9 protein-coding genes are annotated in these 15,766 nt (G+C 72.6%); 5 read left to right on the top strand and 4 right to left on the bottom strand.

From position 1 onward, the window contains the following. Positions 1-2 precede the first annotated feature (2 nt). Positions 3-2,396: an HAD-IC family P-type ATPase gene (locus tag OG867_RS13760; RefSeq protein ID WP_406285439.1), complete on the top strand. Its 2,394-nt coding sequence runs from the start codon at positions 3-5 to the stop codon at positions 2,394-2,396. Positions 2,397-2,412: 16 nt separating this feature from the next. On the opposite strand, the gene OG867_RS13765 is transcribed toward OG867_RS13760, so the two are convergent. Both OG867_RS13765 and OG867_RS13770 read right to left on the bottom strand, forming a co-directional pair. Beyond that, a complete protein-coding gene (locus OG867_RS13765; protein WP_406285441.1) occupies positions 2,413-5,589 on the bottom strand; it encodes a sacsin N-terminal ATP-binding-like domain-containing protein in 3,177 nt (1,058 codons plus the stop codon). A 251-nt stretch (positions 5,590-5,840) separates the two neighbouring features. Beyond that, a complete protein-coding gene (locus OG867_RS13770) occupies positions 5,841-6,743 on the bottom strand; it encodes a DUF3027 domain-containing protein (RefSeq protein ID WP_406285444.1) in 903 nt (300 codons plus the stop codon). A gap of 422 nt (positions 6,744-7,165) precedes the next feature. Between OG867_RS13770 and OG867_RS13775 the strand changes: the two genes are divergently transcribed. The 4 genes from OG867_RS13775 to OG867_RS13790 are packed head-to-tail and all read left to right on the top strand — an operon-like array spanning position 7,166 to position 10,647. After that, positions 7,166-8,587 (top strand): MFS transporter, encoded by a 1,422-nt coding sequence (locus tag OG867_RS13775; RefSeq protein WP_328901504.1) that lies wholly within the window; start codon positions 7,166-7,168, stop codon positions 8,585-8,587. Between the two features lie 27 nt (positions 8,588-8,614). Continuing rightward, a complete protein-coding gene (locus OG867_RS13780) occupies positions 8,615-9,103 on the top strand; it encodes a DUF2771 domain-containing protein (RefSeq protein WP_406285446.1) in 489 nt (162 codons plus the stop codon). Between the two features lies 1 nt (position 9,104). Continuing rightward, positions 9,105-9,809: a futalosine hydrolase gene (locus tag OG867_RS13785; RefSeq protein ID WP_406285448.1), complete on the top strand. Its 705-nt coding sequence runs from the start codon at positions 9,105-9,107 to the stop codon at positions 9,807-9,809. After that, a complete protein-coding gene (locus OG867_RS13790) occupies positions 9,784-10,647 on the top strand; it encodes a 1,4-dihydroxy-6-naphthoate synthase (protein WP_328901501.1) in 864 nt (287 codons plus the stop codon). The genes OG867_RS13785 and OG867_RS13790 overlap by 26 nt, the downstream gene beginning before the upstream one ends. Here OG867_RS13790 and OG867_RS13795 read toward each other — a convergent pair. Both OG867_RS13795 and OG867_RS13800 read right to left on the bottom strand, forming a co-directional pair. After that, entirely contained in the window at positions 10,560-11,135 is a 576-nt protein-coding gene (locus tag OG867_RS13795) for a hypothetical protein (protein ID WP_406285451.1), read from the bottom strand. The two genes, OG867_RS13790 and OG867_RS13795, sit on opposite strands and share 88 nt — an antisense overlap. Before the next feature lie 89 nt (positions 11,136-11,224). Then, complete coding sequence (locus OG867_RS13800; protein ID WP_406285454.1) at positions 11,225-15,232, bottom strand: SGNH/GDSL hydrolase family protein; 4,008 nt, start codon at positions 15,230-15,232, stop codon at positions 11,225-11,227. Between the last annotated feature and the right edge of the window lie 534 nt (positions 15,233-15,766).

Below are 15,766 nucleotides of genomic sequence, written 5' to 3' on the forward strand. Positions count from 1 at the left end.
CCATGACGCAGCGGGCATCCGAACTCTCCGGGGAGCAGCGCGGCGGCGCTCCCGGACGCGGGCTGACGGCGGCCGAGGTCGCCGAGCGGATCTCGCGGGGCGAGGTCAACGACGTACCGGTGCGGTCCTCGCGGTCGCTGACCGAGATCGTCCGGGCCAACGTCCTCACCCGGTTCAACCTGATCATCGGCGTGCTCTGGGTGATCATGCTGGCCGTCGCGCCGATCCAGGACAGCCTGTTCGGCTTCGTGATCATCGCCAACACCGGCATCGGCATCGTGCAGGAGTGGCGGGCCAAGAAGACGCTGGACAGCCTCGCGGTCGTCGGTGAGTCGAAACCCGTCGTCCGGCGCGACGGGAAGGCCGCCGGGATCCACACCTCCGAGATCGTCCTCGGCGACCTGATCGAGCTGGGCCCCGGGGACAAGGTCGTCGTGGACGGCACGGTCGCCGAGGCGGACGGCCTGGAGGTGGACGAGTCCCTGCTCACCGGCGAGGCGGACCCGGTCCTCAAGAAGACCGGCGACACGGTGATGTCCGGCAGCTTCGTCGTCGCCGGGGGCGGCGCGTTCACCGCGACGAAGGTGGGGCGCGAGGCGTACGCGGCGCAGCTCGCCGAGGAGGCGTCCCGCTTCACGCTCGTACGGTCCGAGCTGCGCAGCGGCATCTCGACCATCCTGAAGTACATCACCTGGATGATGGTGCCGACCGCGACCGCCCTGGTGATCAGCCAGCTGGTGGTCAAGGACAACAACTTCAAGGACTCCATCGCCCGCACGGTCGGCGGGATCGTCCCGATGATCCCGGAGGGCCTGGTCCTGCTGACCTCGGTGGCCTTCGCGATCGGGGTCGTACGCCTGGGCCGCAAGCAGTGCCTGGTGCAGGAGCTGCCCGCCATCGAGGGTCTGGCCCGGGTCGACGTCGTCTGCCTGGACAAGACCGGCACGCTCACCGAGGGCGGCATGGACGTCACGGAGCTGCGTGCGCTGGGGGACGCCGAGGAACCGTATCTGCGCCGCGTCCTGGCGGCCTTCGGCGCGTCCGAGCCCCGCCCCAACCCCAGCCTCCAGGCCATCATCGACGCCTACCCCGCCCCGGAGGACGCCGGCTGGACGACCACCGGAACCCTGCCGTTCTCCTCCGCCCGCAAGTACAGCGGCGCCGCGTTCACCGAGGACGGCGGCGCCGCCTTCGCCTGGCTGCTCGGCGCGCCCGACGTGCTGCTGTCCGAGGAAGACCCGGCGCTCGCGGAGATCGGCCGGCTCAACGAACAGGGCCTCCGGGTGCTGCTGCTGGCCCGGGCGCGGGGCGAGCTGGACGCGCCGGACGCGGCCGAGGGGGCGGAGCCGGCCGCGCTCGTCGTACTGGAACAGCGGCTGCGGCCCGACGCGGGGCGCACCCTCGCGTACTTCGGCGAGCAGCGGGTCGCCACGAAGGTGATCTCCGGGGACAACGCGGTCTCGGTCGGCGCGGTGGCCGCGAAGCTCGGGATGGAGGGCGCGGACCATCCCCTGGACGCGCGCCGGATGCCCCAGGACACGGACGAGATAGCGTCCGCCATGGAGCAGAACGCGGTGTTCGGCCGGGTCACCCCGCAGCAGAAGCGGGAGATGGTCGCCGCGCTCCAGTCGCGCGGGCACACGGTCGCGATGACCGGCGACGGCGTCAACGACGTCCTCGCGCTGAAGGACGCCGACATCGGCGTCTCCATGGGCTCGGGCTCCGAGGCGACGCGCGCGGTGGCCCAGATCGTGCTGCTGAACAACAGCTTCGCGACCCTGCCGTCGGTGGTCGCCGAGGGCCGTCGCGTGATCGGCAACATCACCCGGGTCGCGACCCTGTTCCTGACGAAGACCGTGTACTCGGTGCTGCTCGCCGTCCTGGTGGTCTGCTTCCAGGTCGAGTACCCGTTCCTGCCGCGCCATCTGACCCTGCTGTCCACACTGACGATCGGCGTCCCGGCGTTCTTCCTGGCCCTCGCCCCGAACAAGGAGCGCGCGCATCCGCACTTCGTACGCCGCGTGATGCGGTACGCGATCCCCTCGGGCGTCATCTGCGCCGCCGCGACCTTCGTGATGTACCTGATCGCCCGCCACCACTACTCCGGCACGGGCGCGCTGGACGCGGAGACGAGCGCGGCGACGCTGACGCTCTTCCTGGTCTCGATGTGGGTCCTGGCGATCATCGCCCGCCCGTACACCTGGTGGCGGGTCTGCCTGGTGGCCGCGATGGGCCTGGCCTTCCTGGTCGTCCTCGCGGTGCCGTGGCTCCAGGACTTCTTCGCCCTGAAGCTGGTGGGCAGCCGGATGCCGTGGACGGCGGTGGGCATCGCGGTGGTGGCGTCGGCCTTGCTGGAGTACGCGTGGCGGCTGGTGGGCCGCCGCTTCGGGGGGTGAAACGGCGGCCCGGGCCTCAGTCGAACCAGCGGTCCCGGGCCAGTTCCCGCGTACGGGACGGGTCTTCGAGGAGCGCCGCGACCTCGAAGCGGCGGGGCCACTGGGCGGCGGCCCAGGCCAGGCCCGCCGCGACGCCCTCCAGGGTCGAGGCGTGCAACACGCCGTCGGGGGTGCGGCGCCAGTCGAGTTCCACGCCGCCCGCGCGGAGTTCGCCGTGTTCGATGTACGTCGCCGGGGTGGCGGGCCCCAGCAGGACGCGGACGGACTCGGGCACCTCGTGTTCCTCGCCGTCGCTCGTGACCTCGGCCTCCACGGTCTCGCCGAGCCGCCGCACCTGGAACAGCTCGGCCAGTTCCGCCGCGTGCGCCGGGGCGACGGGCAGCAGCGGCAGCCCCCCGGTGAGCGGCAGCAGGTCCGGCGCGTCCGCGATCACGGTGTCCGCCGCGTCCACGACGCGTACCTCGCCGTCCACGACCGCCCGCAGCTCGTCCGGCAGCGTGACCTGGTCCGGGTCGAGCGCGGACAACGCCGTGTACAGCGCGTGCAGGTGTACGGCGGTGACCGGGCGGTCCTCGTCGGCGAGGCGGCCCAGGAGCTCGGCCGCGCCGCCCGGCTCGTCCAGGAGGGCGGCGAGCGACGTCCGTACGCCCAGGGCGCGCAGCACCTCGGCGTCCTCGAAGCCGGTCGCGTCGACGGAGTCGTACAGCCCCGCGAGCCGGGGGTCCCCGCCGTGGGCGCGCAGGCCCGCCGGGCGGCGGCCGTCCAGCACCGGGTGACCGCGCAGCCACCACGCGCTGTACGGGCGCACGGACTCCGTGGTGCCGTCCGGGAGCAGCACCCGGACCGGCTGGGTGAGCGCGTCCCGCAGCGGCGGCCGGGCCAGCATCGCGAGGGCCTGCGGCCAGGCGTCGTCGTCCACCAGGTCCAGATCCCGTACGGCGACGAGCTCGGTGGCGACCGGCGGCACCGGGCCGTCCGGCAGCTGGTCGAGGATGTCCTCGCACCACACGTCCACCGCGTCGAGCAGCCCGGCGTCGTCCGGCTCCGCGAAGTCGCTGTCCCTGGGCTCCAGTTCGTCCGGGTCCAGGACGACATCCGTGGCCCGTACGAGTGCGAAGGTGGCGAGCACCCCGCAGGCGGTGAGCGGCTGTTCGCCCCAGCGCTCGGCCAGCTCCGCGTCGCACAGGGCGAGTTCGCCCTCGCGCATGACGCCGGCGAACGGGCTGTCCGGCAGCACGAGTTCCCCGGCGGGGGCGAGTTCGCCGTCCTCGTCGGGCAGCGCGAGCGCGCCGAGCCAGGGCTCCTCGCCCGGTTCCAGGGCGGCCTCGCGAACCAGGGTGAGCACGGTCTCCACCAGCTCGTCGCCGTCGAGCGCGTCCTCGTCCCAGATCTCGCCCGCGTCCAGCGACCCCGCGACGGCGGCCCGCACCTGCGGGGTCGTCAGCACGGCGCGCGGCGTGGCGGGCAGGGCCCCCAGCTTCTCCAGGAGCGGATGCGCGGCCTCCGGATGCGCGACCTTGAGCCCGAGCCGGCCGAGGCGGTCGAGGACGGGGCCGGAGAGGGCGTCGGGGAGCGGGAGGAGGACCTGACGGGGGCCGATGGTGGTGCGGGGAGGCGCGTCCGGGGTGGCGCCCGCCAGCGGTACCGGGAGCCCCGACAGGCGGTCCGGGTCCACGCCGGCCAGGCTGTCGTAGAGCCGCCGCCACCAGGCGGGTTCGCGTTCCAGGCCGGCCAGGCGGTCGATCGCCTCCGTCAGCGGGACGCGGGCGACGCCGAGCGTGCGCAGCTCGACGCGCCGCTCAAGTCCCGCGGGCAGCAGGCAGGGCAGCACCTCGGCCAGCACGGCGACCGTCAGCGTGCCGGCGCCCTCCACCACCTCGGCCTCGACCGGCCGCAGCCCGACCGTGTCCTTCGCGTCCTTGCGGACGCCCTCGTCCCAGTCCGCCCAGCGCTCCGGTTCGCGCGGGGCGGCGGCCTCCAGGAACGCCACGCGCGGCAGCCGCTCCAGGATCGCCCCGCGCAGGGCGCCGTCCAGCGCGCCCTGGCCGAGGGGGCCCGGCACCAGGCCGATCGTCGCGACGGACACCGGCTCCCAGTCGCCGAGCAGCTCCGCGTACGCGTCGGCGGCGCGCTGCACCAGGAAGTCGGTGAGCGGTCCGGGGGCGGGGTGCCTGCGGGTGGTGTCCAGCGGCAGCGAGGCGATGAGCAGCGCGGGCAGGCCGAGCGGTTCGTCGGTGGGCGTCGGCGCGTGCACGACGGGTGCGGTACGGGGGTGGACCGGGGCGCCGTCCGCGTCCACCGGGACGGCCCAGGTCACCGACCAGTGCGGGCGGAGGCGTTCCTCCAGCGGGCGGTCGGCGAGCAGGGCGGGCTCGACCGGGCCGTGATGGACGGCGGTGCGCCAGCGGTTCGTACCGTGCGCGGAGTCCTCGATGTGCGTGTACGGGCCGTGCTGGGAGCGGCGGAGGGTGCGGACGCCCTCCGGGGTCTCCACGACGACCTCGTCCAGGCCGGTCAGCGTGAGCAGGAGGGCGTCGTCCACGGCGGCCAGCAGCCGTCCGACCAGGTCCTCGGCGACGCCGTCGCGCAGGGGCAGCACGACGACGGTGTCGTAGCCGTCGGGCGCGGTGCCCTCGGCGGGCAGCGGGAGGCGCAGCAGCGGTACGTGGCCGTCGCGGCGGCGCAGCTCGTCGCCCAGGCCGGGGCTGCCGACGGCGGCCTCGCGGGCGAGTTCGCGGGCCTCCGCGAGGGACCAGCGGACGCCGCCGTGCCGGCCGGTGACCGCCGGCTCGTCGCTCACCGCGAGCACGGCGGCGAACCCGACGCCGAAGCGGCCCACGGCGCCCTCGTGCCCCTCGCGCTTCGCGGACGCGCGCAGCGTGGACAGCGATTCGACGCCGGTGGCGTCCAGGGGGGCGCCGGTGTTCGCGGCGGCGAGCACTGCGGGCGTACCGTCCGCTGCGGGGTGCAGCGTGAGCCTCAGGCGGCCCGGGGTCCCGGCCCGGGCGGCCGCGTCGGCGGCGTTCTGGGCCAGCTCGACCACGAGGCGGTCGCGGTAGCCGCCGAGCGCGAGGTCCTCCTCGGCGTTGGCGTCCTCCCGGAACCGGGCGGGTCCGGCGCCCCAGGCGCTGAGCACGCCACGCCGCAACCGCGCGGTGCCGAACGGATCGCCCTCCGTCGCGTTGATGCCCATGCGCGTGCTCCCTCTGCCGGTGCGGTGTCGCGTACCCCGCGAAGCTACCGGTTACGGCCCGGGCCCTCCGACTCCCCGCCCCCCGGGGTGCGCGACCCCCGCCTCAAGGCTTCCGTCCTCAATCGCCGGACAGGCTGGACTTGGCCGGTGCGCGCTGGAAGCGGCTCGCAGCCAAAAGCCCACGCCAACCGAACCGAGCCCGTCCGGCGATTGAGGACGGAACCGGTTCGCCGGGGCAGCCCGCGCCCCGCCTACGCGTGGCCCAGGTCCTCCGGCGAAGCCGAATCGTGCAACGGGTACTCATCCACCCGCACCGTGTCCAACCGATGCGGCACCGCCGCAGGCGGCTTCGGCATGACCGCCGCCTCCGAGTGCCCCCCGCACCCGTACGACAGCGACACCACATGCCCGTCCGCCGGACCGAACTCGTTCGCGCACACCCCGAACGCCTGCCGCAGCGAGCCCGACAGCGGGACCAGGAAGGCGCAGGAGACGCACGAGGCCGGCGCGGCCTGTGCCATCGGGGTCTTCGGGCCGAACTCCTCGTCCCAGCGGTCCGCCGCCGAGTGCAGCCCGTAACGGGACAGCACCCGCGCCCGCCGCATGCCGAGTTCTTCCGCCACCGCCGCGATCGACCCGCGCACGGCCGGATCCGGGCGCGTCGTCAGCTCCGCGTCCTCGACGTCCACCAGGTCGGCCAGCTCATCGGTGGGCGGCGCGTTCGGCGGCGGCTCGTCCGCCCCCGTGTAGCCGGGTTCGAGCCGCAGATCGTCCGCCTCGGTCGGCAGCAGGTCCCCAGGACCCATGTCGCCCGGCCGCAGCCGCTCGCTCCACGGCACCCACTCCGGCGCGAGCAGCGCGTCGGAGCCCGGCAGCAGCACGGTCTCGTCCAGGGTGACGTTCTTCGCGCGGGAGGCCCGGGCCACCGTCACGGCCCAGCGCCAGCCCCGGTAGCCGGGGTCCTTGCACTCGAAGTAATGCGTGACGACCCGGTCCCCCTCGGGGACCACCGCCACATGCTCACCCACGATCCCCGGCGCGGCCGCCTCCTCCGCCGCCGTGCGGGCGAGGTCTACCGCCTCGGCGCACAAACGGTCGGGAGCGGGGGTACGGGCGGTACGGGCCGTACGGCCTCGCGTCGTCGCAGCACTCACAGGTCTCGCTTCTCTCCTACGCCAGTCTCACGAGCGCGCCAGCACATCGACCATCGATTTCGGCCATACGGTCGCGGACGGAGCGGACCTGAGGGCCGCGTCGACGTCCACACCCGTTGAGCCGACCTCGGGCACGCCTTCCGTAATCCATTCTGCGGGATCACCGAGAGGCGCGCGGCCGAGAACAACCGCCGGTGGCGCGCTACGCACGCTACCCTCTCCGCCGCTCCCCGCCCACCTGCCGTCCGAAACGCCGCCGTTTCCGCCCCTCGCGCCGCCCCGCTGACGAGCCCCGCGCACGGCCGTCTCGCGCCGACGCGACGCCCCACGACCTGCCCGGTCGCTGACCCGACGGGGCGTTCCCGACCGCGCCCCGCCAGGATGCCGGTTCGCACGGCCCGGTCCTGGGGCACTATGACCAAGTGGCTTCAGCCAGGTCGCACGACGGTCCCGGCCCGCTCCGCAGTGCGGGCCGGTCGATCGGTCATGCCCTGCGTGTCCCCTTCACCGGCACCGCCCGCGGCATCCGCAAGGCGACCCACGCACACGGCGCCGGCGAGAGCGGCCTCGGCAAGCTGATCGAGCTGCACGCGGTGAACGGCGCGGGCGATGTGATGATCACCGTCGCGCTCGCGTCCACCGTGTTCTTCTCCGTACCGACCGACCAGGCGCGCGGCCGGGTCGCGCTGTACCTCGCGGTGACGATGGCGCCGTTCATCCTGCTGGCCCCGGTCATCGGCCCGCTCCTGGACCGCCTGCCGCACGGCCGCCGGGCCGCGATGGCCGGATCCATGCTGGCGCGGGCGGTGCTGGCGCTGACCATGTCGGGCGCGGTCGCCACCGGCGACCTGGAGCTGTATCCGGCGGCGCTCGGCGTACTGGTCTGCTCGAAGGCGTACGGAGTGGTGCGCAGCGCCGTCGTACCGCGCCTGCTGCCACCGAAGTTCTCGCTGGTGAAGGCCAACTCACGGGTGACCCTCGCCGGGCTGCTGGCCACCGGGGCCGCCGCGCCCGTCGGGGCGGGGCTCCAGACGATCGGCCCGCAGTGGCCGCTGTACGGCGCGTGCGCGATCTTCGTCGGCGGCGGGATCCTGGCGTTCACGCTGCCGCCCAAGGTGGACTCGGCGAAGGGCGAGCGCCGGGCGCAGCTCGTACCGCCGCACGGCGAGAGCGCGCCGCGGCCGTCCTCCACGAAGGCCGGGGACAAGGCCGGAACCAAGGCCGGGGCCAAGGGCCGCGAGCGGCGGCCCGGCCTGCGGTCGGTCGGCCCGTCCGTGCTGCACGGCCTCCAGGCCAACGCGGCGCACCGCGCGCTCTCCGGGTTCCTGATCTTCTTCCTGGCGTTCCTGCTGCGCGAGCACCCGCTCGCCGGGCAGAGCGCCGCGATCTCGCTGGGCATCGTCGGCGTGGCGGCGGGCGTGGGCAACGCGCTGGGCACGGCGGTGGGCTCCTGGCTGCGGGCGCGCGGCCCGGAGATCATCGTCGCCTCGGTGCTGGCCCTGGCCCTGGGCGTGGCGGTCCTGGCGGCCGTCTTCTTCTCCACGGTCATGGTCGCCGCGCTCGCCGCTACGGCGGGCCTCACGCAGGCGCTGTCGAAGCTGTCGCTGGACGCGATGATCCAGCGCGACGTGCCGGAGGAGGTGCGGACGTCCGCGTTCGCCCGCTCCGAGACGGCGCTCCAGATGGCCTGGGTGGTGGGCGGCGCGATCGGCATCGCCCTCCCCCTCAACGGCGTACTGGGCATGGCCGTCGCCGCCGGGCTGCTCGCACTCGGCGCGGCCGCCTCCGTACGGGGGCTGCTGGGCGCCGCACGGCGCGGCTCGCCGCACCCCCGCGTGGCGTGAGCGGGAGCGACCGATAGCCTTCGGCCCATGACCGTTGCGTTCTTCTCCGGTAAGGGCCGTCGAATCGGCGTCGCTCTTGGTGCCGTGTCCGCGGGACTCCTTGTCCTCTCCGCCTGCGACAAGCCGACGCCGCTCGCCACCGTGACGGTCGGCGACAGTTCGGTGAGCTCCGAGGCCGTCTGCTACGACGACGGCAAGGGCATCACGAACTCCGAGGCGCAGAAGTGCCTCAACAAGGAGGCGGAGAAGACCGTCGAGGTCTCGATGACCGACATGGTCCACTTCGGTGTCGACCCGGAGATCGCGGACAACGGCTGGACCCTCTTCCTCGAAGGCCAGCGCGGCGAGCCGGAGCCGTCCAAGAAGACCTACCGGTCCATCAACGGCAGTGCCTTCTTCTCCAGCCAGAGCCAGTCCGGCGAGCCCGCCCCGAAGGAGACGCAGATCTCCATCGTGGAGAACAAGGGCGCGAAGGTGATCGGCATCTGGAGCTTCAAGCTGAAGAAGACCGACTGACGTGCGCGTACTCGTCGTGACCGCGGTCCCGGTGGAACGGGACGCGGTCACGCGTGCGTACGGGGACGAGCCGGCGGTCCACTGGATACGCGGCGCGGAGATCCACCGCGCCGGCCCGCTGGACGTGCTCGCGGGCGGCGCGGGCCCGGCCGCCTCGGCGGCGTCGACGGCGTTCGCGCTGGCGGCGGACCGCTACGACCTGGTGATCTCGGCGGGCATCGGCGGCGGCTTCGCGCCGGTCGCCCCGGTCGGCTCGCTGGCTGTCTCCCGCCGCATCGTCGCGGCGGACCTGGGCGCCGACACACCGGAAGGCTTCGTTCCGGTGACCGAGCTCGGCTTCGGCCGTGCCGCGCACCTCCCGCCCCGCTCCCTCGTACGCGCCGCCGCCGAGGCCACCGGGGCGACGGCCGGCGACATCCTCACCGTCTCCACCGTCACCGGCACGGCGGACCGCACCGCCGCCCTGCTGGCCGCCCACCCGCACGCGGTCGCCGAGGCCATGGAGGGCTTCGGGGTCGCGGAGGCGGCGGACCTGGCCGGCGTACCGGTCCTGGAGATCAGGGCCGTGTCGAACACCGTCGGCCCGCGCGACCGCGACGCCTGGCGCATCGGCGACGCGCTGACCGCGCTGACCGAGGCGTTCGGGAAGCTCATACCCGTACTGGAAGGCTGGACCCGCCATGACCGAGACGACACCGCAGGCTGACGCGCTGCGCATCGCCTTCTCGCCCTGCCCGAACGACACGTTCGTCTTCGACGCCTGGGCGCACGGCAGGGTCCCCGGCGCACCGGCGCTGGACGTCACGTTCGCGGACATCGACCTCACCAACGGCATGGCCGAGCGCGGCGAGCTGGACGTGCTCAAGGTGTCGTACGCGGTGCTGCCCTGGGTCCTGGAGGAGTACGCGCTGCTGCCGTGCGGCGGGGCGCTGGGCCGGGGCTGCGGCCCGCTCGTCCTCACCCGCGAGGCGGGCACCGACCTGACCGGGAAGACGGTCGCCGTACCGAGCGAGCGCTCCACGGCGTACCTGCTGTTCCGGCTCTGGGCGGCCGAGGTGGTGCCGGGCGGGGTGGGCGAGATCGTCGTCATGCCCTTCGACGAGATCATGCCCGCCGTCCGGGACGGCAAGGTGGACGCCGGCCTGGTCATCCACGAGGCGCGCTTCACGTACCAGAACTACGGCCTGCACAACCTGGCCGACATGGGCCGGCACTGGGAGGACACCACCGGCCTGCCGATCCCGCTCGGCGCGATCATCGCCAAGCGCTCGCTGGGCGCGGACACGCTGAAGCTGCTCGCCGAGTCCACCCGCACCTCGGTCCGGATGGCGTGGGACGACCCGGAGACCTCCCGCCCGTACGTCCTCGCGCACGCCCAGGAGATGGACCCGTCCGTCGCGGACCAGCACATCGGCCTGTACGTGAACGAGTTCACCGCGGACCTGGGCGAGGACGGCTACGCGGCGGTCCGCGGCCTGCTGACCCGCGCGGCGGCCGAGGGCCTGGTACCGCCACTGGCGCCGGACGCGCTGTCGTTCGGCTGAGAGCCGGGCGTTTCCTTCGGCCGCGTCCCGGCCCGGCCGGCGCAGAACGAGTCGGGCGCGTTCTTCAGATTCGGGTGGCCGAGCCGCGCGATCAGCTCGGCCTGGTAGCAGGCCATCGTCTCCTTGAGGTCGTCGGGGCGGCCGTAGCGGGCGTGCGTGGAGAAGGTGACGACCGTGGTCTCACCCTCCCGGGAGAGCGCGGCGACCTCGATGGCCCCCTCGTGCGGCACCGGAACGGCGGCGAGCCGCGCCTCGGTGAGCGGGGCGTCGCGGGAGGCGTCGAAGAGCGCCCTGGCGTAGTCCCAGGCGTCGCGCTCCATGGCGGGGGCCATCTGGCTCTCGGCCGTGGTGCCGGGCGGTGGCGGTTCGGGGAGCGTCGCCATCACCCACACGAAGCCGATGACGACGACGGCCGCGAGGGTCCCGCCGCAGCCGGCGATGGCGCGGTAGGTCGCGGACTGACGCGGCGGGGAGTAGCCGGCGCTCATGGCGGTTCCTTCGGCGCACCGGGTGGTGACCTCCGCGCGTGCGGAGGTCACCACCCGGTGGCGGTTCGAGAGGGCGGGAGCCCTCGGGGTCAGTACTTCGCCGCGGCCAGAGCCTGCTGGAAGGCCAGGGCGTAGCGGGAGGTGCCGGTGTTCGTGGGGTGGTAGCTCTCCATGCTGGGGCAGATCAGGCTGCCCGGGCAGGAGAAGTCGCCCAGCACCCCGTCGGCGGGACCTGCGACCAGGTCGTTGATGCCCGAGGGGTTGTCACACATCCGGTAACCGTCGAACGCGTCGTCGGGAGACTGGAAGGTCACGGGGACCCCGTTCCCCTTGGCGGTGTTGACGGCGGCCTGCTGCTTGTCCCGCATGTCGTCCGCCCAGCCGTTAATCAGGACCTGGGCACCCGTCGTCATCACACTGGTGCAGGTGAGGCTGTTCGGATTGAACAGCTTCGGGTACCCGAGAAGAATGATCTTGGCGTTCTTCGCCCTCTTGTGGATCTCGTCAAGGACGTGCGGCAGCCTGCCCGTGGCATACGTGAGCCTCTGCTGGACAGTGGCGTCGTCCGGGCAGCCCACGAGGATGTTGCCGCAGTCCCCCACGGTGCCACCGAAGTTGGCGTCGTTCCCGCCCAGGGTGAGAGCCACCAGTGTGGTGTCGGCGTTGAGGAAGCCCGAGTCCAACTGGGTCACCTCCCCGTAGCGCCCGAGCGAGCCCGGATCCCCGACCCCCGGGGAGGCGTAGAAGGGATCCACATCGTACGTATAGGCCCCGCTGCATGCCACGGAGTGGAAGTCCAGGGTCTTGTCCAGGGCGTCCGCGCGGCCCCCCACCGTGGTGGACGAGCTGGGCAGGACCGCCTTGCGCGCCCAGGAGTTGCGGCTGCGCATGCAGGCGTTCCAGTTGTGCCCCGGCGAGGTCTGGCTGCTGAGGGAGGCGTACGGGCCCGTCACCGTCCCGTAGTCGTACGCGCCCGCGCCGGTGCCCGAGGAGTAGGAGTCGCCGAGCTGCACGACGACGTCCTTGGGCTTGGCCGGAAGCGGCTGGAAGGCGACGGCGTCCCAGGTGACGTCCTCGTCCGCGGTGCCGTCGGGCGTGAAGTTGCTCAGCGAGACGCTCTGGGTGCCCGACGCGGAGGAGAAGTTGAAGACACCGAGACTGACCCAGGTGTTCTTCTCCACGTGCACGTTGAGGATGCGGTTCTGCGAGTCGCCCGCGCCCGGGTCGACGGTGTAGACCGCGTCCTGCGTCTGGGAGCCCGTGTCGGGCAGATGGACCATGACGCGGGTCCAGCCGTCGATCGGCTGGCTCAGTTTCCAGGTGCCGGTGATCGACATGGGCCCGCCGACCTCCGGGATGTCGGAGATGTCGCGCGGGTTGTAGGCGCCGGTACCGGAGTTGCGGGTGTGGGCGTACCAGAAGTGGTCGCCGAAGCCTCCGCCGATCTGGTGGAGGTCCCCCTTGGCCTCGTAGTGGTTCTGCCAGTCCGCCTCGAAGGCGTCGAACTTGAAGGTCCCCTTGTTGGACCAGCCCGCCTTGGAGCAGCCGTCCGTCATCGTGGGGACGTCGTTGGGCACGTTGTCCACGACCAGGGCGCCGGCGGGCACCGAGTTGTCGCACATGTGCCCGGCCCCGTTGTTGCCGTTGGGCAGCTCCGCCTTGAGGGTCTTGTACGTCATGTACTCGTGGCCGCAGCTGGTGGGGCAGTTGACCTTCCAGGTGGTCTGCGTCTCGTGGTACCAGTGCGGCGGGTCGCAGGTCGGGCCGAGGTGGTCGACCTCGCAGCGCGGCGGGTTGGCCGGGTCGCAGGCGTTCGCCTGCGGGTCGCAGAAGGTGTCGAGTTCCGGCTTGACGGTGGAGCGGTCGTGGTCGGTGCTCCACCAGGCGGGCGAGTAGCCGGCGGTGTTGCTGTCGTCCACGACGCCGTCGGAGCCGTAGGCGCGCCCGGTGTCCATCGGCCAGGCGCCCCAGCCGAGCACCTTCTCCTCGTACGACCACTTCTGCGGCGAAGCGGCGTCGGCGTAGGTGTTGCTGTCCAGGAAGGCGTGCCGGTCCGGCGGGTAGAGCGGGTTCGACGGGTTGTTGAGGAAGCCGAGGCCCCACGGTTCGGTCGCGCCGCCGCCCGGGACGTAGAAGTTGAAGCCCGAGTTGTAGTTCCACAGCGCGGCGAACCAGTTCTCCGGCGCGGCGGGGTCGTCCGTGTTCAGCTTGATCGTGGTCGAGGCGTTGTCGGTGTGGATCTCGTTCCACTTGTCCGAGAGCGTCTTCGCCGCTACCGCGATGTTGGACGTGTAGTCGAGGGCGATGGCCTTCTGCTGGCCGGCCGGGAACTCACCGATGCCCCCGATCTTCATGCCATCGGTCTGCTGCCCGATGCCGTAGCCGCAGTCGGCCTCGTCCCAGTCGATCAGCCAGTGGTCCGACGGGTTGGTCGGACTGTTCGGGTGGCCGTAGAAGCCGTTGGTGCTCGCGAGGGTGGAGCTGGTCTGCCCGGGCAGCGCACCGCCCTCGGCCTGCCACATGTTCGATTCCTGGGCCACCACGCCGAGCAGGACCTGGGCGGGGATGCGCCCGCCGCTCGTCCCGTTCAGCGTGGGCAGCGGGAACATGCCCTGCGGGTTGACCGTGCCGAGCCCGTTGGCCGTGCGCCAGCCGCCCTGCCGGACGTACCCGCTGGTGAGTTCTCCGCGTACGGCCATGTCGACGGCCCACTCGACCTGGTTGGGCGTCGGCTGGTACGCCTGCTGCTTGGGGTCGTTACGGGGCTGCGAACAGGCCCGGTCGTTGTCGATGGTGGTGTTGGGGTCGCCGGCCACGGTCGCCGCCAGGGTGGTGCTCTTGGCGGTGGCGCCCTTGGCGGTCGCGCCCTTGGCGGTGGCCGTCAGAGCCGGGGACGCCTTCTTGCCCTGGGCGGCGCGCGCCGCTTCCGGGCGGGCGGCCGCGGCCGCGGGCACCGTGAAGGAGATCTTCTTCGAGGTCGCCGGGACCTCGGTCCTGATCTGGAGGGGCGAGGGCTCGTTCCACCCCGTCGCCGCCAGGGGGCTGGACACATGGCTGCGCAGGCTGGCCGCGACCGCCTGGTCGACGGCGAGCGCGCCCGTGGAGGAGACCTTCGCGTCGGCCGGCACCTTCAGGTGCCGTACCGGAGCGGGCAGGTCGCTCGTGGACGTGGGCGTGCCGGTGAGGAAGACCCGTCCGGCGGTGCCGGCCTCCAGGCCCAGCGCGCCCGTACCGCCCTGCGCGAAGGTGGTGGTGCGGCCGTCCAGCGAGCGGCGCGCCCGCACCGTCTTGCCCTTGCGGTCCAGGAAGTTGACGCCGCCCTCGGCGTCGACCCGCAGCTCGAAGGCGGGCCCGGAGGTGGTGGCGAGCTCGGTGGTGCGGTCCTCGCGGTCGAACCGGATCAGGCGGCCCGCGGCGGCACCGACGATGGCGTCGCCGACCGGGACCGCCGAGGTGACCTGGACGCTCTCGGCCTGCTTCCGGGTGACGGTTCCGGTGACCGTGTCGACGGTCAGCAGCCGTGTGCGGTGCTGGTCGTCGTCGCCGAGCTGCGTCAGCACGGCGGTCTCGCCGGCCCCGCAGCCGGGGTTGAAGTACCCGAGGGTGACGTTGTCGGGGAGCTTGGTGACCTTGCCGTTCGTCAGGTCGACCACCGCCGCGAAGGCGCCCCGCTCCATCAGTTCCGGCTTGTTGGTGAACTCCCGGGGGGCGTACACCACGACGGCGCGTTTTCCGGACCCGGTGACACAGGAGTTCCCGATCCACAGGGCGGTGCCGAACCCGGGCTCCGAGAGCGTGGCCAGGGTGCGCCACTGGTACGCCTGCTTGCTGTCGGCGGCGAGGACATGGAGGCCCGATCCGTCACCGGCGACCGTGACGGCGCGGTCCGCGGACGTCTTCCATGCCTTCGGCAGGTCCTTCTCGGGAGCCAGCACCTTGGACGACTGGTCCTGGCGCGGCCCCTGCGGGCCGGCGCTCTCCGCCGCCGTGGTGCCCTCGTGGGACGGACCGGCCCATGCCTGTCCGCCCTGGATCAGCCCCGCCGCGACGACGGCCATCGTGACCATCGCACAGGGGATGCGCGTTCTCTTCCGCACTCTCAAGGATTCTCCAAGTTTATGCATATATCTGGCAAAGTACATGCCCTCGATATGGCCTTCGGACATGCGCGAACTCGGCGACTACCCCACCCGGCAGCCACCGAGAAGGGCCCGGGCAGGGTCGAAGGTCATTGGCGCGAAACGCGCTTCAGGACCACGTCGCTCTTTTCTCATTTCCTGCCGAGCGAAAGTCGATTACCTTTGAATTCTGCGTACGAATCCTCGCCCGACACGACCGGCCGCACATTCGCCCGCACATTCTCCCGGCGGATTGCATTCGCCTGGCGGACGGCTGATCAACTCTGCGGACCTGGGCGAAGACCAGGGACGTCGTACGCCTGTCAACGAGCCCCCTTACGAGTCGGCACAGCCACCATCGGACACCGATAACTCCCCGCACACGCCTGTCGCCAACCTCGCGGAGCCTGGCGTAAATACGTCAGCCGCGACGCATGTTGGGGCACCTTGGGATGATTCATGGGGGCTGCCCCGCCTCCCCCGAGTGCGCTAGCTTGGTGCGCGCTACAGACT

Origin of the sequence: Streptomyces sp. NBC_00209 (genome assembly GCF_045206345.1) — a bacterium.
Classification (GTDB): Bacteria; Actinomycetota; Actinomycetes; order Streptomycetales; family Streptomycetaceae; genus Streptomyces.